General features: G+C 69.4%; 18 protein-coding genes. 9 read left to right on the top strand and 9 right to left on the bottom strand.

Annotated elements, in window-relative coordinates:
- Positions 1-25 precede the first annotated feature (25 nt).
- The 3 genes from ACFRFC_RS17865 (at position 26) to ACFRFC_RS17855 (ending at position 2,848) form a co-directional block, all read left to right on the top strand.
- Positions 26-991 carry a metal-dependent hydrolase gene (locus tag ACFRFC_RS17865; RefSeq protein WP_382686323.1) on the top strand — a complete coding sequence of 322 codons (966 nt, stop codon included), beginning with the start codon at positions 26-28 and terminating at the stop codon, positions 989-991.
- Positions 991-2,025, top strand: a complete 1,035-nt coding sequence (locus ACFRFC_RS17860; RefSeq protein WP_382686321.1) for a PDR/VanB family oxidoreductase — start codon at positions 991-993, stop codon at positions 2,023-2,025. The genes ACFRFC_RS17865 and ACFRFC_RS17860 overlap by 1 nt, the downstream gene beginning before the upstream one ends.
- A gap of 133 nt (positions 2,026-2,158) precedes the next feature.
- Positions 2,159-2,848, top strand: a complete 690-nt coding sequence (locus tag ACFRFC_RS17855) for a TetR/AcrR family transcriptional regulator (RefSeq protein WP_382686318.1) — start codon at positions 2,159-2,161, stop codon at positions 2,846-2,848.
- Positions 2,849-2,889: 41 nt separating this feature from the next.
- Here ACFRFC_RS17855 and ACFRFC_RS17850 read toward each other — a convergent pair whose 3' ends face one another.
- Positions 2,890-6,111: an alpha-amylase family glycosyl hydrolase gene (locus ACFRFC_RS17850; RefSeq protein WP_382686315.1), complete on the bottom strand. Its 3,222-nt coding sequence runs from the start codon at positions 6,109-6,111 to the stop codon at positions 2,890-2,892.
- 705 nt (positions 6,112-6,816) lie between these two features.
- Complete coding sequence (locus ACFRFC_RS17845) at positions 6,817-7,449, bottom strand: ATP-binding protein (protein WP_382686313.1); 633 nt, start codon at positions 7,447-7,449, stop codon at positions 6,817-6,819.
- Positions 7,450-7,676: 227 nt separating this feature from the next.
- On the opposite strand from ACFRFC_RS17845, the gene ACFRFC_RS17840 reads away from it, so the two are divergent.
- The 4 genes from ACFRFC_RS17840 to ACFRFC_RS17825 all read left to right on the top strand — a co-directional run bounded on the left by ACFRFC_RS17840 (position 7,677) and on the right by ACFRFC_RS17825 (position 10,520).
- A complete protein-coding gene (locus tag ACFRFC_RS17840; protein ID WP_382686310.1) occupies positions 7,677-8,573 on the top strand; it encodes a helix-turn-helix domain-containing protein in 897 nt (298 codons plus the stop codon).
- The gene (locus tag ACFRFC_RS17835; protein ID WP_382686307.1) at positions 8,570-8,773 is read left to right on the top strand and encodes a DUF397 domain-containing protein; all 204 of its coding nucleotides are present in this window, start codon (positions 8,570-8,572) and stop codon (positions 8,771-8,773) included. The genes ACFRFC_RS17840 and ACFRFC_RS17835 overlap by 4 nt, the downstream gene beginning before the upstream one ends.
- Before the next feature lie 153 nt (positions 8,774-8,926).
- Complete coding sequence (galE, locus tag ACFRFC_RS17830) at positions 8,927-9,922, top strand: UDP-glucose 4-epimerase GalE (RefSeq protein ID WP_382686304.1); 996 nt, start codon at positions 8,927-8,929, stop codon at positions 9,920-9,922.
- A gap of 163 nt (positions 9,923-10,085) precedes the next feature.
- The gene (locus ACFRFC_RS17825; protein WP_382686302.1) at positions 10,086-10,520 is read left to right on the top strand and encodes an NUDIX domain-containing protein; all 435 of its coding nucleotides are present in this window, start codon (positions 10,086-10,088) and stop codon (positions 10,518-10,520) included.
- 7 nt (positions 10,521-10,527) lie between these two features.
- On the opposite strand, the gene ACFRFC_RS17820 is transcribed toward ACFRFC_RS17825, so the two are convergent.
- The 7 genes from ACFRFC_RS17820 to ACFRFC_RS17790 all read right to left on the bottom strand — a co-directional run bounded on the left by ACFRFC_RS17820 (position 10,528) and on the right by ACFRFC_RS17790 (position 19,318).
- Entirely contained in the window at positions 10,528-11,103 is a 576-nt protein-coding gene (locus tag ACFRFC_RS17820) for a GNAT family N-acetyltransferase (RefSeq protein WP_382686300.1), read from the bottom strand.
- Positions 11,104-11,146: 43 nt separating this feature from the next.
- Positions 11,147-12,442 (bottom strand): lanthionine synthetase C family protein, encoded by a 1,296-nt coding sequence (locus ACFRFC_RS17815; RefSeq protein WP_382686297.1) that lies wholly within the window; start codon positions 12,440-12,442, stop codon positions 11,147-11,149.
- A gap of 333 nt (positions 12,443-12,775) precedes the next feature.
- Positions 12,776-14,149 (bottom strand): alpha-amylase family protein, encoded by a 1,374-nt coding sequence (locus ACFRFC_RS17810; RefSeq protein ID WP_382686294.1) that lies wholly within the window; start codon positions 14,147-14,149, stop codon positions 12,776-12,778.
- 121 nt (positions 14,150-14,270) lie between these two features.
- A complete protein-coding gene (locus tag ACFRFC_RS17805) occupies positions 14,271-15,932 on the bottom strand; it encodes a glycoside hydrolase family 13 protein (RefSeq protein ID WP_382686292.1) in 1,662 nt (553 codons plus the stop codon).
- Positions 15,933-16,004: 72 nt separating this feature from the next.
- Entirely contained in the window at positions 16,005-16,916 is a 912-nt protein-coding gene (locus ACFRFC_RS17800; RefSeq protein ID WP_382686289.1) for a sugar ABC transporter permease, read from the bottom strand.
- 13 nt (positions 16,917-16,929) lie between these two features.
- Positions 16,930-17,934, bottom strand: a complete 1,005-nt coding sequence (locus ACFRFC_RS17795) for a carbohydrate ABC transporter permease (protein ID WP_382686286.1) — start codon at positions 17,932-17,934, stop codon at positions 16,930-16,932.
- A gap of 115 nt (positions 17,935-18,049) precedes the next feature.
- The gene (locus tag ACFRFC_RS17790) at positions 18,050-19,318 is read right to left on the bottom strand and encodes an extracellular solute-binding protein (protein ID WP_382686283.1); all 1,269 of its coding nucleotides are present in this window, start codon (positions 19,316-19,318) and stop codon (positions 18,050-18,052) included.
- 403 nt (positions 19,319-19,721) lie between these two features.
- Between ACFRFC_RS17790 and ACFRFC_RS17785 the strand changes: the two genes are divergently transcribed.
- Positions 19,722-20,756 carry a LacI family DNA-binding transcriptional regulator gene (locus ACFRFC_RS17785; RefSeq protein ID WP_382686281.1) on the top strand — a complete coding sequence of 345 codons (1,035 nt, stop codon included), beginning with the start codon at positions 19,722-19,724 and terminating at the stop codon, positions 20,754-20,756.
- Between the two features lie 121 nt (positions 20,757-20,877).
- On the top strand, positions 20,878-21,738 hold the full coding sequence (locus ACFRFC_RS17780) for a phosphatase PAP2 family protein (protein WP_382686278.1): 861 nt from the start codon (positions 20,878-20,880) through the stop codon (positions 21,736-21,738).
- Positions 21,739-21,774 lie beyond the last annotated feature (36 nt).

Here is a 21,774-nt window from a genome sequence, read left to right as displayed (position 1 = left end):
CTTTACCCATCAGTATCTTGACGCCATGTCTGACAAGCAGGTCCGGCGGCCCGCGCCGATCCCGTCCGAGCGGATCGCGCTCACGGCGCGGAACGTGTCGTTCTCCTGGGAGGGCACCCCGCTGCACTGGGTGCCCGGGGACCCCTTCGCCTCGCACACCATCAATGTGCTGCATCTGCTGCTGCCGGCCGGTGAACGCTGGTTCGTGCGGGTCTACAAGCAGGTGCTGCCGTACATCCGGGACGAGCGGCTGCGCGCGGACGTCATCGGGTTCATCGGGCAGGAGGCGACGCACTCGCGGGCGCACGACGAGGTGCTGCCGCGACTGCGGGAACTGGGGCTCGACCCGACGCCGTACACCGCTCAGGTCGACTGGTTCTTCGAGAAGCTGCTCGGTGACCGGACGCTGCCGCCGGGGCGGGCGCGGCGCTGGTGGCTGAAGGAGCGGGTGGCGCTGATCGCGGCGATCGAGCACTTCACCGCGTTCCTCGGCGACTGGGTGCTCAACGCCGGGGAACTGGACCGGCGGGGCGCCGATCCGACGATGCTGGATCTGCTGCGCTGGCACGGCGCCGAGGAGGTCGAGCACCGGTCGGTGGCGTTCGACCTGTTCCGGCATGTCGACGGCGGCTACGGGCGCCGGGTGCGCACCTGGGCGCTGGCGTTCACCGCTCTGGTGTTCCTGTGGCAGCGCGGGGCGCGCTTCTTCATGGCGAACGATCCGACGCTGAGCGACGGCCGGGCGAGCTTTTGGGACTTCTACACGCGAGGGCGGCGCGGGGTGCTGCCGTCGACGGGCGCGCTGGTCCGCGCGATCCCGCGCTATCTGAACCGTGCCTACCACCCCTCGCAGGAGGGCTCGACCGCGCAGGCCGTGGCCTATCTGGCCATCTCCCCGGCGGCGCGGGCCGCTGCCGCCGCTGCCTCTGGCTCTCCCGCCTCTGTCTCTCCCGCCTCTGGCTCTGCCGCTGCCGAGCGGGAGGCCGGGTGATGGCGGGGCTGCGGACGGTGGTGGTCGCGGGCGCGGCGGTGCTGGCCCGGCGGGCGCTGCGGCGCCGGATCGAGGAGTCGCCGCTGTGGCCGCTGCCCGCGCTGGCGGAGCCGACCTCGGGGCGGCCCCGCTCTCGGGCGCTGCGGCTGCTGCTGACCGCGCGCGAGCAGGTCGCCGACGGGGTGCTCCTGCTGCGCTTCGAGGGACATGACCTGCCGCGCTGGGAGCCGGGGGCGCATCTGGATCTGGTCCTGCCGTCGGGGCTGGTCCGGCAGTACTCGCTGTGCGGGGACCCGGCGGACACCTCGTCGTACACGGTGGCGGTCCGGCTGGTGGCGGACGGGCGGGGTGGCTCGCGGGAGGTGCACGAGCGGCTGGCCGAGGGGACGCGACTGACGGTGCGCGGGCCGCGCAACCGTTTCCCGCTGGTCCCCGGGGCGGGGTCGTACGTCTTTGTCGCGGGCGGTATCGGGATCGCGCCGCTGCTGCCGATGGTGCGGGCGCTGCCGGCGGGGGCCGAGTGGCGGTTGCTGTACTGCGGGCGGTCGCGGGCGTCGATGCCGTTTCTCGATGAGCTGGCGGGGCTGGGGCAGGGGCTGGGGCGCGTGACGGTGGTGGCCGGGCGGCCGGATCTGGACGGGCTTCGCGCTCGGGTACCGGAGGGGGCGGCCGTGTACTGCTGTGGGCCCGAGGGGCTCATGGCGGCGGTTCAGGAGCGGTTCCCGGGGGTGCGGCTCGAACGGTTCGCGCCGCCGGGCCCGGCCGGGGAGGGCGCCGCCTTCGAGGTCGAACTGCGGCGCAGCGGGCGGACGGTGGGTGTGCCGGCCGGGACGTCGGCGCTGGCGGCGATCCGGGCCGAGCTGCCGGGCACCCCGTACTCGTGTCGGCAGGGGTTCTGCGGGACCTGCCAACAGCGGGTGCTGGAGGGCGAGGTGGATCACCGCGACGAGCTGCTCGGCGACGGGGAGCGGGGCGACTCGATGCTGATCTGTGTGTCCCGGGCGCGCGGGGGGCGGCTGGTGCTGGACATGTGAGCCGGCGGGGGTGTCAGGGGCGGAGGCCGGCGGTCCGCCCTGTTGCTCCCGTGATGCTCCCGTGTCGCTCCCGTCCCTATGCGGCTGGAACCGATCGGTAGGGTGTTCGCAAACCGATCGGTAAGGTGTTCGCATGTCTACCGGGGTTCGCCGCAGGATGGGTGTCGAGGAGCGGCGTCAGCAGTTGATCGGCGTCGCGCTCGAACTGTTCAGCCGCCGTTCGCCCGACGAGGTCTCGATCGACGAGATAGCGTCGGCGGCCGGTATTTCCCGGCCTCTGGTCTACCACTACTTCCCCGGCAAACTGAGCCTGTACGAGGCCGCGTTGAAGCGGGCCTCCGACGATCTGGCGGACCGGTTCATCGAGCCGCGCGAGGGCCCGCTGGGCGCCCGGCTGCTGCGGGTGATGGGCCGCTACTTCGACTTCGTGGACGATCACGGCCCCGGTTTCTCGGCCCTGATGCGCGGCGGCCCGGCGGTGGGCTCCTCGACCACCAACGCGCTCGTGGACTCCGTACGGCAGGCCGCGTACGAGCAGATCGTGTCCCATCTCGGGGTCGGTGATCCGCCCGCGCGGCTGGAACTGGTCGTGCGTTCCTGGGTGTCGCTGGCCGAGTCGACCGCCCTGATCTGGCTGGACGGGCGGCGCATTCCGCGCGAGGAACTGGAGATCCAGCTCGTCCATGACTTCGCGGCGCTGGCGGCGATCAGCGCGGCCTATGACGAGGAGATGGCCGCGCTGATGCGCCGGGCGCTGAAGGGTGAGCCGGCCGACGGCCCGTTCACCGACCTGGTGGCCCGGCTGATCGCGCTCGCGTCGTAGACCGCGAGGACGTGGACCGGGCCGGTGCCGGGCACGCCGGGTCATCCGGTGAGGAGGGCGCCGTCGAGTTCGCCGGCGAGCCGGACGCCGGTCGCGGCGAGCGCGGCGCCGTTGGCGGTGCGCTGGGCGGCGACGATCTGGCCGCGCAGGGCCTCGTCGACGCGGTCGCGGTCACGGGGGTCGACGGACCAGGCGGTGGAGTCCTGGAGGTCGGGGAACGCGGCCTTCTGGGCGTCGGTGAGGGTGGTCCTCGACAGCCGCAGCACCCGGATGTCCGTACCGGTCAGGACGCCGTTCTCGGCCTTGATGGAGCCGGTGAGGGAGGTGAGGAGCTGGGTGGCGGCGGCGGTCTCGGAGGCGTTCCAGACAACCGTGTCGCGGTCGATCCAGGTGGCGTCGGAGGTGGTGAGGTCGAGCGCGGCGGCGGAACCGGCGGGCTGTGGCAGCAGATGGTTCTCCTGGCCGCTCAACAGCCACGCCTCGTGGCCACCGGCCTGGAGGTCGAGTGACTGATCGGTGGGGAGATCCTTCTCGTCGCCGTTGTGGATGATGTAGCTGAGGCTGGTGGCACCCTCGGTGAGCGGTACCTCGTAAACCGCGCCGAAGGAGTCGATCCTGGCGGGCATCAGGGGGTTGGACCAGTCGGTGGGCTGGGCGGCGCCGGTCCAGACGTGCAGGCCCCAGCCGTCGTAGTCGCCGTCGGCCCGGTGGTAGTTCAGGACGGCCTTGGACTGGTCCTGCGGCGGGTGGTCGGGCCGCTCGGTGGCGACCTCGGGTTTGCCCTGCTCGATCCAGATCTCGCCGGTCTGGGTGACGTCGATGGACCGGTCCACGGAGACGTCCTTGTTGCCGTCCTTGTCGATGACCAGGAAGCTGACGTCGGTGGCGCCGGGCTTGAGCTTGACGTAGGCGAAGGCGCCGTACGCGTCCCGGCCGATGAAGGGGTGGCTGTCCGGCCAGGTGGTGGACTCGCCGTCGGCGAGGTCGCCCCAGGCGTAGACGCCCCAGTCGTCGTAGTTCCCGTCGGGCCGGTTGTAGTGGACGATCGCGTACTCGCGGGAGGTGGCGACCGGGGGCTCGATGACGGGTGGGGTGCCGGTGGTGGAGGCGGCGGTGGTGGAGGCGGTACGTCCGGAGGCGTTGACCACGACGGCCTTGTAGCGCAGGGCGGTGCCGGGGGGTGTGTCCTCGTCGATGGTCTGGGTGACCTGGTAGGGGGCGTGGTCGGCGGAGCCGAGGGTCTGCCACTTGCCATTGCCGGTCTGGGCGGCGAAGACGACCCGGTTGACGCCGCCGGCCGGGACATCGGCGGTCAGCTCGACGGTGCCGGTGGCGCCGGGGGCGGGGGCGTCGAGGGTGAGGGACGGCTTGGCGGCGGGGGCGGCGGGCTTGGCGCTCGCCTTGAGGACGATCGCCGAGCCGGCCGGGACGGTGACGGTGAGCTTGCCGTCGGTGGCGGAGCGGGCGGTGGCCCGGGTGCCGTAGAGGCCCCGGTAGGTCATGTTCGCCGACCCGGCGGTGAAGGTGGCCGTCTGCGGCTGCCCGGCGTTGTTGAAGGCGACGAGGTATTCGGTGCCGGTCTTGAGGTCCGTGCGGGAGACGGCGTAGACGCCGGGTCCGTCAGCGGCGTAGCGCTCGGTCTGGACGCCGTCGGCGAGGGCCGGGTGGGCCTTGCGGAGCGCGGCGAGTTCGCTGATCTGCTGGTAGAGCGGGGCGTTGGTGTCGTAGGAGTCGGTGGCGTGGGTGGTGTCGGTGCCGAGCTTGTCGTCGTCCAGGTAGTCGGGGACCTGGGAGGCGAACATGGTCTGGCGGGCGTCCTTGTCGCCGCCGGGGCCGGTGAAGCCCTGTTCGTCGCCGTAGTAGATGACCGGGTTGCCGCGGTTGAGGAACATCAGCTCATTGGCCAGCTCGGCCTTCTGAAGGAGTTCGGCGTCGGTGTCGTCCGGAGCATCCTGCTGGAGGAAGGTCCCGATGCGGCCCATGTCGTGGTTGCCGAGGAAGGTGACCTGTTCGTACGCGTTGGCGGTGCCGGACGTGTACTTGTAGTCGTCGCCGAAGACCTCACTCAGCCGCTGGGCGCTGCCGTCCTGGGAAGCGTAGGCGCGGGCCGCTTCCTGGAAGGGGAAGTCGAGGGTGGAGTCGAGCTTGCCCTCGGTGACGTAGGGCGCGGTGATGTCGGTGTCGGCGGAGTAGACCTCGCCGAACATGAAGAAGTCGTCGCGGCCCTGCTTGGCGGCGTAGGAGTCCAGGGCGGTGGCCCACTGGGTCCAGAACTCGATGTTGACATGCTTGACGGTGTCGATGCGGAAGCCGTCGATGTCGAAGTCCTTGACCCAGCGCTGGTAGATCTTCTCCATGCCCTCGACGACCTCGGGCCGTTCGGTCCACAGGTCGTCCAGGCCGAAGAAGTCGCCGTAGGTCTCGGACTCACCGGCCCAGGTGGAGTCGCCGCGGTTGTGGTACAGGGTGGGGTCGTTGAGCCAGGAGGGGACCTTTACGTCGCTCTTGGCGGCGGGGACGACGGGGGTACGGGGGAAGGAGTCCTCGTCGACCTCGGGGAAGTCCGTGTCCCCGTCCGCGTAGTCGGAGTCGTCGAAGGGCTCGCCGTCCTCGGTCAGATAGGGGAAGGCTCCCTTGGAGAGATAGCTGTAGGACTGCTCCTCGTAGTCGACGACGTCCGCGGAGTGGTTGGTGATGACGTCGAAGAACACCTTCATGCCCTTGTCGTGGGCCTTGTCGATGAGGATTTCGAGGTCCTGGTTGGTGCCGAAGTGCGGGTCGACCTGGGTGAAGTCGGTGATCCAGTACCCGTGGTAACCGGCCGAGGCATCAGCTCCGGTGCCCTGCACGGGCTGGTTCTTGAAGAGGGGGGCCATCCAGATGGCGGTGGTGCCCAGGCCCTTGATGTAGTCGAGCTTCTGGGTGAGGCCCTTGAGGTCGCCGCCCTGGTAGAAGCCCTTGTCGGTGGGGTCGTAGCCGGTTTCGAGGCGGGTACCGGTCAGTCCGCCGAGGTCGTTGGTGGTGTCGCCGTTGGCGAACCGGTCCGGAAGGACGAAGTAGAACTGCTCGCGGGTGAGATCGTGCCGGGCGGGCTCGGCGGCGAGCTTCTTGTCGGACGGCGGCGGAGGCGGGCTCGCGGCCCGCGCGCCCAGCGGCTGGACCAAGGTCGCGGCGAGCGCGGCGACGGCGACTGCCGCGATCCGTCTGCCCTGGGCGGTGCGGGGCGCGTGGCGCGTGCGGGGCGCCGGCCATCTCGGTATCACGGGCGTGAACTCCTTGCGATTCCTGGCGATTCCTTGTGGCTACGGCCGCTCGGGGCCGAACCCTGCGGCGCGGCGCGACGCGACGCGGCTTCCTTGCCGGGTGTGGGCGTGACCGTATCGTCGGGGAAAGGGTTGCAGCAAGAGGGTTGCAAGAAGTAGCAAACTCTTTCAGAGGGGATGGGGTGGGGTGAGGCTGGTGACCACGCCGCCCGCGCGGCTCACTGCCGCTGCAAGCGGGGGTCGGGCGCGGGGCGGGTTGTCCAGCTCCCGTCCTGAACCGCCTTTCTCGCCTCGCGACTCCCGCACAGGTGGCACCGCTGCCTCTTGAGGCGGGTGAGGCGCCCCTTGGCGTTGTACGCGTATTCGTCACTGACCGAGCCGGTGCAGGCGGGGGTTGCGCAGGGGGCGGCGCCGGAGAGGATTTCTCTGTGCCGGGAGTGAATGGTGCTGTAGTTGCATTCCAGGCAGGGGAAAGGGTGAATTCCCTCGCTATTGACGAGATACGCGACTGCCTCTGGGTGATGGCAGTCGGGGCAGATCGCGGCCACGCTTTTCGTATCCCCTCGGTGGGACTTGCTGGGCTGGCGGGACTTACTTGGTTCGCCGGGCTTGCCGGGCTTGCCGGTGACGCGATGACCAACGACCGACCATCCGCTTCGTGACATCCGGAAGGGGTTGCGCGGGGGCGCGAGATTCTGGACTGGACTACTTCGCGCGCAACCCCTGTGCGTCCCTATTCCGCACGTCGTCGCGAATCCACCGTGAAAGCCGCCCGACGCACTTGGCGCAGGCGAACATCTGGGCGTCGCCGAAGTCGGAGGATGCGACGCCGGTGAGCACACCGGGAATCTTGGCGCGGCCACACCCGAACCAGCACCGGTCAATGACGCGCAGCGGCTCTTCTCCGCGCAGGGCCCGGATCAGGTCCTCGCGCGCGGTGACCTCGGGCGGCGGGACCCGAACGCCCCTCAGCCGCACCCACACACGCTTCCCGCCCCTGAGCGGCTCGCACCCCCAGGCGAGGGACAGTTCGGCGATGAGCTGAATGCCGCGACCTGTGCCGCTCTCCCAGTCGGGCTTTCGCAGCCGGGGCCGGCGGGGGGATCTGTCGGCGCAGGTCACGAGGATCTCGCCACCGTTGACGGTCACGGCGAGCACGCAGCGACCGCCTGCATGCCGGATGACGTTCGCGAGCAACTCCGAGACGACCAGTTCAGCGTCGTCGGCCTCGTAGCCCCAATCGGTGATGCGGTGGCGGGCGTCGCGGCGTACGCCGGTCACGGCCTGGGGAGTGAGAGAGATGAGACTCCAGCGGGCGGGGTGGGGGGTCTCGGCCATACGCATGTCCATGTGACGACTCCATGGTGAACGTCGTTAGCACGCAGATGAGTTGAACAGGCGTCAGTTTGAGGAAGCGCTTGGTGTCCGACGCTGAACCCATGTTGTGTGCTAGACAATTGTCTCGCAAGCAGTCCCGCCAAATTTCCCCCGATGGAGCGCTCTTGGCACACGCCGCCGCGACACCACTGGGTAGGCTGCTCGTCCAAAGGAGGAGGTCCCACAAGATGCCGGATGCCTTGCCCAACCTGCACCGCAGGCGACTCGGCCTCGCGCTCAGGAGTTTGCGACTGAGTGCGGAACGACTTGATCACGAAGGGCGCAGGCCAGGGCTGACCACCACGGAGGCCGCAGAACGGCTCGGCATGTCAGGCGCCTCCGCGATCAGCAAGATCGAGCTGGGCAAACAACGGGTTCCACTGAGCCAGTTGGACAGCTTCTTCGATGCCTACGAGGTGACGAGCGACACCAAGAAGCAAGAGTTGCGACAGCTGGCGTCCCTTGCGGCATCCGGCCGACGGGCGAACGTCCTGCGTGAGTACACGGGGCCCGTCTCGGACCCGTTCGCCGAGTATCTGCACCTCGAAGACCTGGCCATACGATCCGAGTTCTACTCCCTGATCATTCCGGGCCTCCTTCAGACTGAACCCTATGCCCACGCTGTTGTAGAGCGCAGCAGGCAGTGGCAGACCCGGCGTGAAGTCGCCAACTTCGTTGACCTCCGCATGGCCCGACAGCACGTCCTCACGCGCGATGCCCCTCTCCAACTGTGGTGCATTCTCGACGAAGCTGCTCTGCGCCGGGAAGTGGGTGGCAAGGAGGTCATGAAGGACCAACTCCAGCAGCTTCTCGACATCAGCGAGGATCAGCGGAACATCAGCTTGCAGATCCTGCCGTTCAGCCGTGGTGCGCATGCTGCCGTCGACGGAGCGTTCCACATCCTCTACTTCACAGCCGGACCTCCAGTCGCTGTGGTCGAGCCGATGACAACCTCCCTCTATTTGGAGGACGATGGAGACATCGGGCGCTACGAGACAGGGTTCAACTACCTTCGTACCGAGGCACTCGACACCGATGCGTCCCGCAAGTTGATCACCGACACGATCAAGGAACACTACGCATGATGACCCAGAGCGACCTCAGCACCGCCGTGTTCACTAAGAGCACCTACTCCAGTGGCGGCAACAACTGCGTAGAGGTTGCCGCCGTCCCGGGAACCACTGCCTTCCGCGACTCGAAGGACCCCACCCGGGGGCACGTCCCGATGTCGGCCTGTGCATTCAACACGTTCGTCGAAAGCCTGAAGGCCGGTCACCTGAGCTGAAGCCCACGCTCCGCAGGGGCCCTTCGGGGCCCCTTTCCGTGTCCGGCGCGGATCGGCGGGGCAGGCGGCGGCCGTCCTTCCCCGCCTGGGTTCTCCGCTAGCCTGCTGCCGGTCGTTTGCTGGGGCTGGGACGAGGCCGGGAGAAGAAACATCGTGGTGAAGGTCCTGATCGCCGGGGGAGCCGGTTACATCGGCAGCACTGTCGCCTCGGCCTGCCTGGACGCGGGCGTCACCCCCGTGATCCTCGACAGCCTCGTTCGGGGCCGCCGCGAGTTCACCGAGGGCCGGACCTTCTACGAGGGCGACATCGCGGACGGCGCGCTGGTCGACCGGATCTTCTCCGAGCACCCGGACATCTCCGCCGTGGTGCACTGCGCGGCGCTGATCGTGGTGCCCGAGTCCGTGGCGGACCCGATCGGCTACTACGAGGCGAACGTGGCCAAGAGCCTGGCCTTCGTCACCCACCTCCACCGCAACGGCTGCGACCGCGTCATCTTCAGCAGTTCGGCATCCATCTACCGGGCCGAGGACGGCTCGCCCGTCGACGAGGACTCCCCGCTGGCGCCGCAGAGCCCCTACGCGCGGACCAAGGCCGTGTGCGAGGAGATGTTCGCCGACATCGCCGTGGCGGGGCCGCGCGTGCTGTCGCTGCGGTACTTCAATCCGGTGGGGGCCGACCCCGAGCTGCGTACCGGGCTCCAGCTCAAGCGGCCCACCCACGCCGTGGGCGTGCTCATCCAGGCCCACCGGGAAGGACGCCCGTTCCCGGTCACCGGGACGGACTACCCGACCCGCGACGGCAGCGGTATCCGGGACTACGTGCATGTCTGGGATCTCGCCGCAGCCCACATCGCGGCGATCGAGCGCTTCGACTCCGTTCTCGTGGGGCCGAAGCGGTCGATCGCGATCAACCTGGGCACCGGCTCCGGCACCACGGTCCGGGAGTTGTGCGCCGCGTTCAACAACGTCGTCAGCACGCCCCTGGCCACCATCGACACCGACCCCCGTCCTGGGGACGTCGCCGGTGGCTACACCAAGAGCGACCGGGCGGCCGAGCTGCTGGGGTGGACGCCGAAGCTGTCTCTGGAGGACGGCATCCGATCGGCCCTGGACTGGATTCCGGTGCGCGACGCGCTGTTGAAGGACTGACCCCGCCCGTTGCCTCCGTCTACCGCGTTCTCGCAGAGGAGGGATCGGAGACCTGAACAGTCTTCAGCGCCTCAAGGACCGCGCTGCTCTCCCTTTCCGGCCGTACTGCGGCCGACCCACAGCAAGGGGCTGCCCCTGCCAACCGCCCCACTACCGTGTCCGAATGCACCAGGACACCCCCACCGCCCGCGGAGCCGTCGCCGTCATCGCCAACCGCCAGGGTGAACTCCTTCTCCACCTCCGCGACGATCTGCCCGGCGTCATCGCCTGGCCGAACCACTGGTCCGTCCTCGGGGGTGGCTGCGACCCCGGCGAGGCCCCGGCCGACGCGATCGTCCGTGAGCTGTACGAGGAAGCGGGGCTTGACGTCGGGCACCTGGCCGAGTTGTTCGAGATTCGGGACGAGTGTGGCTCGGGCCAGCTGATCACCTTCTTCGCCGCCGACTGGGACGGCGACGCGGCCCGGCTGCCGCTCGCGGAGGGCGTCAGGCTTCAGTTCTTCGCCCCCGAGCGGCTCGGCGCCCTCACGATCCCCCCGTTCATCCGCACCGGGATCCACCGCTATCTGGCCGACCGGCCCGTCCGCCACCGCCCCTGACCCGGTCTCATCGCAGGTCCAGCCGCATAAGCACCCTCCGATGCCCCGACAGCACCGACGTCGTGTCCGCCGCGTGCACGAACCCCGCCCGCTCGAAGTTCTTGCGCAGGCCCGGGTAGGCCATCGTGAGGTCGACCCTCGCGTCGCCGTTGTCCAGGGGGTACGCCTCGATCGCCGGGGCGCCCCGCTCTCGGGCGAAGGCGATCGCGCCGGTGATCAGGTGGTGGGAGACGCCCTGTTTGCGGTGGCCGGGGCGGACTCTGAGGCACCACAGGGACCAGACCGGGAGGTCGTCCACGTGGGGGATCTTGCGGTTGCGGGCGAAGGCGGTGGCCGTGCGGGGGGCCACCGCCGCCCAGCCGACGGGTTCGTCGCCGTCGTAGGCCAGGACTCCGGGGGGTGGGTCCTGGCGGCACAGGTCGGCGACGTACTCGCCTCGGGCCGGGCCCCGTAGCTGCTGGTTGAGCTTGGAGGGGATGCGATAGCTCAGGCACCAGCAGACAGTGGCGGTCGGGGACTTCGGGCCCACCAGGGTGCGGACGTCCTCGAAGGCAGTGGCGGGGCGGACGGCGGTGACGGGCATGGGGTCACCCTGCCATGAGGGGTGCCGATACGGGCGTAACGGCTCATACCAGGGCCAGGCAGGTGTCCCAGGGGGTGGGGTCCGAGGGCGGAGGGGTGGTGACGGCCGTCAAGGTCAGTGCCACTCCCGCCGCGCCCTCCAGGAAGCCGGGGCGGTTCTCGACGGTCGTGCCGTTCGGGTCGGTGTGGCGGAAGCCGAACGGGGCCTCGGGGGCGTAGTGGGCCAGGACCCGTTCGGTCAGGGGTGAGAGGGCTGCCGTCAGGGCCGTATCCGCCGTGTCCTGGGCCATGCGGTGGGTGATGCGGAGCAGGCCCGCGGCGCCGTGGCACAGGGAGGCGTCGCCGATCAGCCAGTCGGCGGGCGGGCGGGTGAGCAGCGCGCGCAGGGCGGCCAGCGCCAGGGCGGACCAGTCGGGTCGGTCGAAGGCGCGTCCGGCGAGGTGGAGAGCGCGGGCCACGCCCGGCGTGCCGTAGCACCAGGCGGCTCGGGCGGGGCCGATGTCCTCACCCGTGGTGAAGGGGAGGTAGGCGGGCCAGCGCGGGCCCTGCTCGTCGTAGCGGAGCTGGTCGATGAGCCACTCGGCGATGGTCGTGGCCGTGCGGTACTGGTCCGGCACGGTCACCTCGGCTCGGGTGGCGGCGGCCAGGAGCGCCAGTTGGCCGGACACTCCGTGGGCCAGGCCCAAGTTGAAGTGGCCCCGGGTGGCGGGGTGTTGCGGGGCGTCCCACGTGGGTGGGCCCGCGATCCACCAGCCGGGGACCCGGCGGCCGTGCACCCGGTGCGGGCGGGCCACGTCGATCAGGGTGGTCAGGATGTGGCGTACGGCGTCGTGGCGGCCGGCCGCGAGGAGGTGGCGGCCCAGGCCGGTGAGGCCGGAGGCCAGGTCCGATCCGCTCACCTCCCGGCGGCTGCGCGCGGCCACCGTCAGGGCGGCCACCGCGCGGACGGCCGTTTCGTCGAGGGTCTGGCGCAGGGCCCGGTAGGCGTTCCCGCCGTGGGACGCCACCAGGGCGGCGAAGGCGATGCCGGTGTCCCCGGTGAACAGGCCCCCGTCCGTCCCCGTGCGGTGCCGGGCGGCGGCCAGCAGGTGGGCGTGCGCGGTGCTGCGGGCGTCGCACGCCGGGGCGTTGCCCGTGTACAGCAGGGCGATCCCGGCGTGACCGTCACCGAGCGAACCGGGCGACCAGCCGTCGGGGCCGCAGGAGGCGTCCGTGGTACGGCGGACCGTGGCCGGGTCGGCGAGCCGGCGGGCGACCTCGCGGGCGACGGCCGTGGCCCGGATGGCGATCGGGCCGGTGACGGGCGCGGGGGGTGCGCAACTGGCTTTCAGACCGGTCATGCTCGCGCCCGCTTTCGGTCCGTGTGCGCCGACGGCCTCACGGAGTGAGCGATTTCGAACGGGTGAACACATACTTCGGACATACGACTCCCCTGCCGGCGACCTCCCCGACTTACCTAAACGATCACACCGGAAAACCACCCCGGAAACCAAGACCGGGTAAAGGCGGGAGCGCACCGGCGCTTTCGATAAAATCACAGGAGTCGGGGAGCCGGTTGCAGTTGGCCGAGTTGGTTGAATACTGCAACCATGAGTCGCATGGGTTCACGGGTTTACGGATCCACGGGTTCACACGGCTTTTTCCGCGCACCCGGTCCGGATCGGAGAACCGAATCAGCAACTGCCCTTTCCCGCATAAACAGAAAGTGCGGTATTCGAAGCGAGCGTCGCCGTGAGCTGACCGGACGCATTCACCGTCACCGTCGTATTGTTCTGCACATTGCAGTACGTACCGGCCGGGAGTGAGGTCTGATAGGTGCGGGTGAGGGCGGTGGATTCATGGTTGATGGCCACGAATCCCTTGGCGCCCCGGCCGAAGGCGATGGCGTCGGCGCCGTTGTCCCACCAGTTGGTGACGGCCTCGCCGCGCGTGGCGTTGCGGAAGGCGACCATGCGCTGGATCTCCGGCCAGGCGTGCTGGCACTTCCAGCCGTCCTGATAGCAGGCGCTGACCTGACCGCCGCTGGGCGGCCCGGTGTCGACGTTCGTGAACTCGTAGCCGGAGTTGATGTCGGGGGCGCCGTACGGCCAGGCCAGCATGAAGACATGGGCGAGGGTGTAGTTCGCGCCGTCCTTGTAGCTGAGGGTGGAGCCGTTGCGCTCGGTGTCGTGGTTGTCGACGAAGACGCCCGACACCCCGCTGCTCATATAGCCCCAGCCCTCGCCGTAGTTCTTCAGATAGGCGAGGCTCTCGCTGTTGAAGACCCGCTTGAGGTCGTACGCGTAGCGGAACTCCTGGACGTCCCCGTTCCCGGTGTACTCGGTCGGCTGGACGGCCTCCCCGGCGCCGTGGATGACCTCCTGCTTCCAGTACACCGCCGGGTTGGTCAGCCGGGACTTGATGTTCGCGAGGTCGGCGGCCGGTATGTGCTTGGCGGCGTCGATCCGGAAGCCGTCGACGCCGAGGGACAGCAGGTCGTTCAGGTAGGCGGCGATGTCGGCGCGGACGTTCTCCTCGCCGGTGTCCAGGTCGGCCAGGCCGAGCAGCTCGCACTGCTGGACGTTCCAGCGGTCCTGGTAGTTGGTGATCTGCGCGGTGCAGTTGTCGAAGTCGGCCGACGCGTACAGGCCGGGGTAGTTGTACTTGGTGTACGTCGAGCCGCCGGTGCCGGTGCCGCTGCCCGCCGACATGTGGTTGATCACCGTGTCCACCACGACCTTCACTCCGGCCGCGTGACAGGTGTTCACCATGTTCTGGAACGCGGTGCGGTCACCGAGCCGCCCGGCGATCTTGTAGCTGACGGGCTGGTACGACGTCCACCACTGAGCGCCGGTTATGTGCTCGGCGGGCGGGGAGACCTGGACGTAGCCGTAGCCCGCGGGGCCCAGGCGGCTGGTGCACTCGGTGGCGACCGAGGCGAATGTCCACTCGAAGAGGACGGCGGTGACGTCCTTGGTGCCGGGCGGGGAGGCGTTCGCCGTACCGGGTGCGAGGAAGACTCCGGCCGCCGCGAGCACCAGCGCGCCGGAAACGATTCTGCTGGCCATGTGGGGGTTCCTTCATCGTTGAAGGGTCTTGCTGCAAGTCGTCAAAATTTCTTGCAGTGGGGCGATGGTAGAGGCCCGCCGCCCAAAAGGGCAGCGGGCCGACGAAAGTTGAGGGACGGAATTACCGAGCCGTGGTGAACCACACCGTGGTGTCGCCCGGCACCTTCGTCTCGCCGTCCGCCTCGCCCACCTCACCGCTGGTGAGCAGCAGCGGCCCGTAGGCCGGCACGGTCACCGACTCCCCCGTGGTGTTCGCGACGCACACGAACTCGCCGCGCCGGAAGGCCAGCACGCCCTCCGGCGCCCGCAGCCACTCCACGGCGTCACCCGCGCCCAGGTCGCGCCGGGCCCGGCGCACGGCGAGGGCCTCGCGGTACAGCTCCAGCGTCGAGCCCGCGACCCCGCTCTGCGCCTCCACGCTCAGCTCGCCCCACCCCTGCGGCTGCGGCAGCCAGCTGCTCCCGCCGCCGAAGCCGTACGCCGATCCGGTGCGGGTCCAGGGGATCGGTACCCGGCAGCCGTCCCGGAAGCCGTCCTGGCCCGCGCCCCGGAAGTACGCCGGGTCCTGGCGCACTTCGTCGGGCAGGTCCACGACGTCCGGCAGGCCCAGTTCCTCGCCCTGGTAGACGTAGGCCGAGCCGGGCAGCGCGAGCATCAGCAGGGTGGCGGCGCGGGCCCTTCTCAGGCCCAGGTCGCGGTCACCGGCCGTACGGATCTGGGTGCCGAGGCCGGGCGGGTTGGCGAACCGGGTGGCGTGCCGGGTGACATCGTGGTTGGAGAGCACCCAGGTGGCCGGGGCGCCGACCGGGCGCATGGCCGCGAGGGTCGCGTCGATGACCGTACGGAGTTCCGCGGCGTCCCAAGCCGTGCTCAGGTACTGGAAGTTGAACGCCTGGTGGAGTTCGTCCGGGCGGACGTAGTTCGCGGTGCGCTCGACGGTCGGGGTCCACGCCTCCGCCACGAAGATGCGTTCCCCGGCGTACTCGTCGAGGACGATCCGCCACTGCCGGTAGATGTCGTGCACGCCGTCCTGGTCGAAGAACGGCATGACGTCGTTGCCCAGCAGCGTCAGCTGGCTGTGGGATCCAAGGTCGGGCAGGCCCTGCGCCTTCACCAGGCCGTGGGCCACATCGATCCGGAAACCGTCGACGCCCATGTCCAGCCAGAACCGCAGGATCGAGCGGAACTCGTCGCCGACCGCCGGGTGCTCCCAGTTGAAGTCGGGCTGCTCGGGCGCGAAGAGGTGCAGGTACCAGTCGCCGTCGGGCACCCGCGTCCAGGCCGGGCCGCCGAAGATGGACTCCCAGTCGTTGGGCGGCAGTTCGCCGTCCGCGCCCTGGCCGGGGCGGAAGTGGTAGCGGTCGCGCGACGGCGAGCCGGGCCCTTCGGCGAGCGCCCGCTTGAACCACTCGTGCTGGTCGGAGGAGTGGTTGGGCACCAGGTCGACGATGATCCGCAGACCGTGCGCATGCGCGTCGCGGATCAGGGCGTCCGCGTCCAGCAGCGAGCCGAACATCGGGTCGACGGCCCGGTAGTCGGCGACGTCGTACCCGGCGTCGGCCTGCGGCGAGGAGTAGAAGGGGCTGAGCCACACCGCGTCCACGCCGAGGTCGCGCAGATACGGCAGACGGGACCGTACGCCTTCCAGATCACCCATGCCGTCGCCGTTGCTGTCGGCGAAGCTGCGCGGATAGACCTGGTAGATCACCGCGTCCCGCCACCAGTCCCGGTGCTGGGCGGCGGTGGCGACGACGGCGTGCGGCGCTGAGGAATGCTGGGTCATGGCTTCCTTGATGCGTGACGGATTCAACGGATACGACGGATACGACGGATACGACGGTGAGCGTCGACGGCGTCACCCCTTGGTGCCGCCGGACGTGAGCCCCGTGACCAGGTTCTTCTGTACGAAGTAGAAGAACGCGGACACCGGGATCGCGATCAGCACGGCCGTCGCCGCCATCAGGTTGCGCTGGGCGTCGTGCTCGCTGACGAAGCTCTGCAACCCCACGGCGAACGTGTACTTCTCGTCGTCCAGCAGGAAGGTCGTGGCGAAGGCGACCTCGCCGAACGCGGTGATGAAGCTGTAGAACGCGGCGACCGCGAGTCCGGGCCGGGCCAGCGGCAGGACCAGGCGCAGGAAGGTGCCGAAGGGCGAGAGCCCGTCGACGCGCCCGGCCTCGTCGATCTCGAAGGGAATGGTGTCGAAGTACCCCTTCATCAGCCAGGCGCAGTACGGCACGGCGGTCGAGCAGTACACCAGGATGAGGCCGAGGTAGGTGTCGATCAGCTGGAGTTCGGACAGCAGCTGGTACATCGGCACCATGAGGACGGCGACCGGGAACATCTGGGTGACCAGCAGCACCCACATGAACTTGCGGTAGCCGGGGAAGCGCATCCGGGACACCGCGTAGCCGGTGCTGGCGGCGATGATCACGCCGATCAGGGTGGTGCCGAGGGAGACGATCAGCGAACTCTTCAGCCAGTCGAAGAAGTTGGTCTCCGTCAGGACATGGCTGTAGTTGGCGAGGGTCATCTTCGACCAGATGCCGCCGGGGTGGAGATAGTCGTCCGCGTCGGGGCCCAGCGACAGGAAGACCAGCCAGGCGATCGGGAACAGCGCGATGAGGCTGGCCGCGATCAGCACGCCGTGCGAGGCGAGGGCCTGGAGGGGGCCGGGCTCGCCGCGGCGGCGGGAGGTGGGGCGCGCGGGGGCGGGAGCGGGGGCCGGGTTCGCTCCGGCGGACTTCTGGACGGTCGGGGTGCTCATGGTGGCTCCTGCCTCAGATCGCGAGCTGCTGGTCATTGCGGTTCAGCCAGCGGCGGTAGACGGAGGTGAAGACGATCAGGATGGCCAGCAGCAGCATCCCGTAGGCGGCGGACTGCGCGAAGTCGCGCGGCTGCTGCCCGAAGCCGAGCTGATAGGCCCAGGTGACGAGGATCTGCGCGTCCGGGGCGGTGTTGCCGAACAGCAGGAAGATCACCGCGAACTGGTTGAACGTCCAGATCACCCCGAGCAGGACGACGGTGGAGCTGACCGAGCGCAGGCCGGGCAGAGTCACGTACCAGAACCGCTGCCAGGCGCTCGCGCCGTCCATCTCGGCCGCCTCGTACAGGGTGTTGTCGATGGACTGGAGGCCGCCGAGCAGGGAGACCATCATGAACGGGACGCCGCACCAGGTGTTGACCATGATGGCGGCGGACCGCTGCCAGAAGCTGTCCTCCAGCCAGGCCGGGCTGGGCAGGCCCAGGCTGTCCAGGCCCAGGTTGATGATGCCGCCGTCGGCGAGCATGAACCGCCAGCCGAAGACGGTGACGAAGGTCGGCACCGCCCAGGGCAGCACCATCAGCAGCCGGTACAGGGTGCGCCCGCGCAGCTTCTGGTCGAGCAGCAGGGCGAGGCCGAGACCGATGGTGTAGTGCAGGAAGACACAGGCGGCCGTCCAGACGATGGTCCAGACGAAGTGGGACCAGAAGCGGTCGTAGGCGGTCTCGCCCCACAGGATGTCGGCGTAGTTGTCGAACCCGATGAACTGGTACGTCGCCTCGATCTCGTTGACGCCGATGGTGCGGCCGGTGTTGAGGCTGTTGGCGTCGGTGAGGGTGAGATAGAAGCCGTACGCGAGCGGATACAGCACGAGAACGCCCAGCACGACGATCACCGGGGCGATCATCGCGTAGGCGTACCAGTACTTCTGGTAGCTGCGCCGCAGGCGCCCGGCCGGTCCTGGCCGGGGTGGGCGGTCACCGAGCCGCTTGCCGGTGGCTCGGTCGATGGCGACTGTCATGGTGCGGCACCTTCTGGAAGATCAGGGGGGAGCCCGGCCCCGCGGGCGGGGTCAGCGGCGCGCGGGCGGTGGCCGCCGGTGCCTCCCCGAAGGGGCGTCCGGCGGCCACCGGGGGTCACTTGCTGAAGTCCGGGACCAGCTTGGCGATGGCGGTCTCGGCGCTGTCCAGCCCCTCGTCCAGGGACTTGTCCCCACCGGCCACGGCGAGCAGCTCGTCGTCCAGCGGGCCCCACAGGGAGCTGTACTCGGGCAGCGCCGGGCGCGGCTGGGCGGCGGCGAGGACGCCCTGGTAGCCGGCGATGCCCGGGTCGGCCTTGACCTCGTCGGTGTAGGCGTCGTCACGGGTGGGGAGTGTGGAGTTCTTCAGCGCGATGGTCTCCTGCGCGGTCGCCGAGGTCATGAAGTTCACGAACTTCAGGGCCGCTTCCTGGTGGGCGGCGTCGGAGCCGGCGTACACGGAGAGGTTGTGGCCGCCGGTCGGGGCGCCCGCCGCGCCGGAGGAGCCGGCCGGGACGGTGGCGATGCCGAGGTTGTTCTTGTCGGCGAACGCGGAGCCCTTGTAGAAGTTGGTGATCTCCCAGGGGCCCTGGATGATCGAGGCGACCTCGCCGCTCACGAACGCGTCCTGGATGTGGGCGTAGGCGTCGGCGGTGGTGTCGGCCTTGTGCAGGCCCTTGCCGTCGAAGAGGCCCTGCCAGGTCTCGTAGCCCTTCTTGGCCTCGGGCGAGGTGACGGTGATCTTCTGGGCCTCGGCGTCGACGGTGTCGGCGCCCTCGCCGTAGAGGAAGGACTGGGCGTAGTAAGCCTGGGTGGAGCCCCAGTAGCCGTCGACGCCGGTCTCGTCCTTGATGGTGGCGGCGGCCGTCTTCAGCTCGTCCCAGGTGGTGGGGGCCTCGACGCCGGCCTGCTCGAACAGTTCCTTGTTGTAGACGAGGGCGAGGGTGTCCGTGGTGAAGGGGACGCCGTAGACCTTGTCCTCGTAGGTGGCCTGCTCGATCAGGCTGGGCTGGAACTGGTCCTGGTCGGCGAGGGCCTCGGTGCCGTCCAGCGGCAGGAAGAAGCCCTTCTTGGCGAAGGCGGGGGTCCAGCCGACCTCGGAGCGCAGCACATCGGGGGCGCCCTGGGAACCGGCGGCGGTGTCGAACTTGTTCTGCGCCTGGTCGAAGGGGACGTTGACGTAGTCGACCTTGATGTCCTGGTGGGCGGCCTCGAACTCCTTGACCAGGGCCTGGTACGTGGGCGCCTCGTTGGTGGCGTTCGAGGTGTCCCACCAGGTGATGGTGACCGGGCCGTCCGCCGAGTCTCCGCTGTCGCTTCCGCCGCAGGCCGTCGCCGCGAGGGCGAGGGAGGCCACCAGCGCGGTGGCCGCTATGCCACGCCGCATGAGTTCTCCTTGAGGGTGAATGCCCGGGTAGCTACAGGAGGCGGTCCCGTCCACCACTCCTGTCGACTTACCGACTGCGTCGTTGCTGCCGCCGGGCGACGTGAACGTAACAGCGATGTAAGCGTTGCGAAAGACCTTGCAGAAAAAGACCGCAAGACACCACTGAAGTTATCCTCGCGTGACCTCCCTCTGCCCGCCATGAGACCCGCTGGGGCCAGGAACGGGCGGGGACATACGGTGTTGTGCAAGACTCTGCAAGGTCTTGCCAGACGTTTCACTCGATGCCCGATCACCACCTCAAGGGGACGCCATGCCGCAGCAACCCTCCCCCGGACGCGCGACCGCCCGCGCCCGGCGTCCGATGGGGGCCCAGGGCGGCATACGGCCGGTACAGTCCGGTGCCGTGACCACACGGCTCGCGGACATCGCCGCGCAGGCGGGGGTGAGCGAGGCGACCGTCAGCCGGGTCCTCAACGGCAAGCCGGGCGTCGCCGCCACCACCCGCCAATCCGTGCTCGCCGCGCTGGACGTGCTCGGCTACGAGCGCCCGGTACGGCTGCGGCAGCGCAGCGCCGGACTGGTGGGCCTGATCACCCCCGAGCTGGAGAACCCCATCTTCCCGGCGCTGGCCCAGGTCATCGGGCAGGCGCTGACCCGGCAGGGCTACACCCCGGTGCTCGCCACCCAGACCCCGGGCGGCTCCACGGAGGACGAGCTGACCGAGATGCTGGTGGACCGCGGGGTCGCCGGGATCATCTATGTCTCCGGGCTGCACGCCGACACCACCGCCGACATGCAGCGCTACGAGCAGCTGCGCGCGCAGGGCGTGCCCTACGTGCTGGTGGACGGCTTCTCGCCCAAGGTGCAGGCGCCGTTCATCTCGCCCGACGACCGGGCGGCGATGACGCTGGCGGTGACCCATCTCGTCTCGCTGGGGCACACCCGGATCGGGCTGGCGCTCGGGCCGAAGCGGTTCGTGCCGGTGCAGCGCAAGATCGAGGGCTTCGTGCGGGCGGTGCGCGACCAGTTGGGGCTGCCCGCTCCGGCCATCGAGGCCGAGCTGATCCAGCACTCGCTGTACACGCTGGAGGGCGGGCAGGCGGCGGCCGCCGCGCTCATCGAGCGGGACTGCACGGCCGTGGTGTGCGCCAGCGACATGATGGCGCTGGGCGCGATCCGGGCGGCGCGGCAGCGCGGTCTGGAGGTGCCGACGGACATCTCGGTGGTCGGGTTCGACGACTCGCCGCTGATCGCGTTCACCGACCCGCCGCTCACCACGGTCCGCAAGCCGGTCCCGGCGATGGGACAGGCCGCGGTGCGTACGCTGCTGGAGGAGATCGGCGGGACACCCGCGCCCCACAGTGAGTTCGTGTTCATGCCGGAGCTGGTGGTGCGGGGGTCGACGGCCTCGGCTCCCGGGGAGCGCGCGCGGGCCTGATCAGGGCGATCCCGTAGGCGCTGATCAGGGGGAACCTCGTCCGCAGGGAGTAGCGGGTGCGACCCGAACCCGACCAGGGGATGATCGGACGAGGATGTCTTTTCTGGCAGACTCTGTGTCCATGGGCGAGACGACCGTGACGACGAGGGAAGACCACGCAGAGGTCTCCCCGAACCCCGTCGCGGACCGGCCCGCGCCGGGCTTCCTGCGGCGGCTGCGCACTCCCCGGCGGCCCCGGCTGTGGTTCGAGATCCTGCTGATCGCGGTGAGTTACTGGACGTACTCACTGATCCGCAACGCGGTCCCGGAGCAGAAGGAACAGGCGCTGCGCAATGCGGACTGGATCTGGCGGGCCGAGCATCAGCTCGGGATCGCGGTCGAGCAGTCCATCAATCACGCGGTGAACTCCGTCTCTTGGCTCATCGTCGGAATGAACTACTACTACGCCACGCTGCATTTCGTGGTGACACTGGGTGTTCTGGTGTGGCTGTTCCGCTGGCATCCGGGGCGGTACGCGGCCACGCGGATGGTGTTGTTCGCGACGACCGGTGTGGCGCTGCTCGGTTACTACCTGTATCCGCTGGCGCCTCCCCGGCTGATGAACGACACCCGGTTCGTGGACACCGTGGTGGTGCATCAGACCTGGGGGTCGATGGCCTCCGGGGATCTGAAGAACATGTCGAACCAGTACGCCGCGATGCCGTCCATGCATATCGGGTGGTCGGTGTGGTGCGGGTTGACTGTTTTCGCGTTGGCCTCGGTGCCGTGGGTGAAGGTGCTGGGGCTTTTGTACCCGGTGCTGACGCTGGTGGTGATTGTGGCCACGGCGAATCATTTCTGGCTGGACGCGGTGGGGGGGATGGCGTGTCTGGGCTTTGGGTACGGGGTGGCTCGGGTGTGGTACGGGGCGCTTCCCTATCGGTTGCCTCGGGTGGTGGCGGGGGCGACGGCCAAGCGGCGGTTGGTGCCTAAGCAGGTTTAGGGGTTGTGTGGTTGCGGTGCTTTGGCCGCTGCGGGT

The organism is Streptomyces sp. NPDC056734 (assembly GCF_042790455.1).
Taxonomy (GTDB): Bacteria; Actinomycetota; Actinomycetes; order Streptomycetales; family Streptomycetaceae; genus Streptomyces.
Note: the sequence above shows the minus strand (reverse complement) of the source record. Positions and strands in the feature narration are given on the sequence as shown.

Bases quoted from the DNA above. Each gene is read 5' to 3' on its own strand.
- ACFRFC_RS17845 (WP_382686313.1), bottom strand. From the start codon at position 7,449: ATGGCCGAGACCCCCCACCCCGCCCGCTGGAGTCTCATCTCTCTCACT.
- ACFRFC_RS17825 (WP_382686302.1), top strand. From the start codon at position 10,086: ATGCACCAGGACACCCCCACCGCCCGCGGAGCCGTCGCCGTCATCGCC.
- ACFRFC_RS17800 (WP_382686289.1), bottom strand. From the start codon at position 16,916: ATGAGCACCCCGACCGTCCAGAAGTCCGCCGGAGCGAACCCGGCCCCC.
- ACFRFC_RS17820 (WP_382686300.1), bottom strand. From the start codon at position 11,103: ATGCCCGTCACCGCCGTCCGCCCCGCCACTGCCTTCGAGGACGTCCGC.
- ACFRFC_RS17805 (WP_382686292.1), bottom strand. From the start codon at position 15,932: ATGACCCAGCATTCCTCAGCGCCGCACGCCGTCGTCGCCACCGCCGCC.
- ACFRFC_RS17865 (WP_382686323.1), top strand. From the start codon at position 26: ATGTCTGACAAGCAGGTCCGGCGGCCCGCGCCGATCCCGTCCGAGCGG.
- ACFRFC_RS17840 (WP_382686310.1), top strand. From the start codon at position 7,677: ATGCCGGATGCCTTGCCCAACCTGCACCGCAGGCGACTCGGCCTCGCG.
- ACFRFC_RS17855 (WP_382686318.1), top strand. From the start codon at position 2,159: ATGTCTACCGGGGTTCGCCGCAGGATGGGTGTCGAGGAGCGGCGTCAG.
- ACFRFC_RS17790 (WP_382686283.1), bottom strand. From the start codon at position 19,318: ATGCGGCGTGGCATAGCGGCCACCGCGCTGGTGGCCTCCCTCGCCCTC.
- ACFRFC_RS17780 (WP_382686278.1), top strand. From the start codon at position 20,878: ATGGGCGAGACGACCGTGACGACGAGGGAAGACCACGCAGAGGTCTCC.
- ACFRFC_RS17835 (WP_382686307.1), top strand. From the start codon at position 8,570: ATGATGACCCAGAGCGACCTCAGCACCGCCGTGTTCACTAAGAGCACC.
- ACFRFC_RS17810 (WP_382686294.1), bottom strand. From the start codon at position 14,149: ATGGCCAGCAGAATCGTTTCCGGCGCGCTGGTGCTCGCGGCGGCCGGA.
- ACFRFC_RS17815 (WP_382686297.1), bottom strand. From the start codon at position 12,442: ATGACCGGTCTGAAAGCCAGTTGCGCACCCCCCGCGCCCGTCACCGGC.
- ACFRFC_RS17795 (WP_382686286.1), bottom strand. From the start codon at position 17,934: ATGACAGTCGCCATCGACCGAGCCACCGGCAAGCGGCTCGGTGACCGC.
- ACFRFC_RS17860 (WP_382686321.1), top strand. From the start codon at position 991: ATGGCGGGGCTGCGGACGGTGGTGGTCGCGGGCGCGGCGGTGCTGGCC.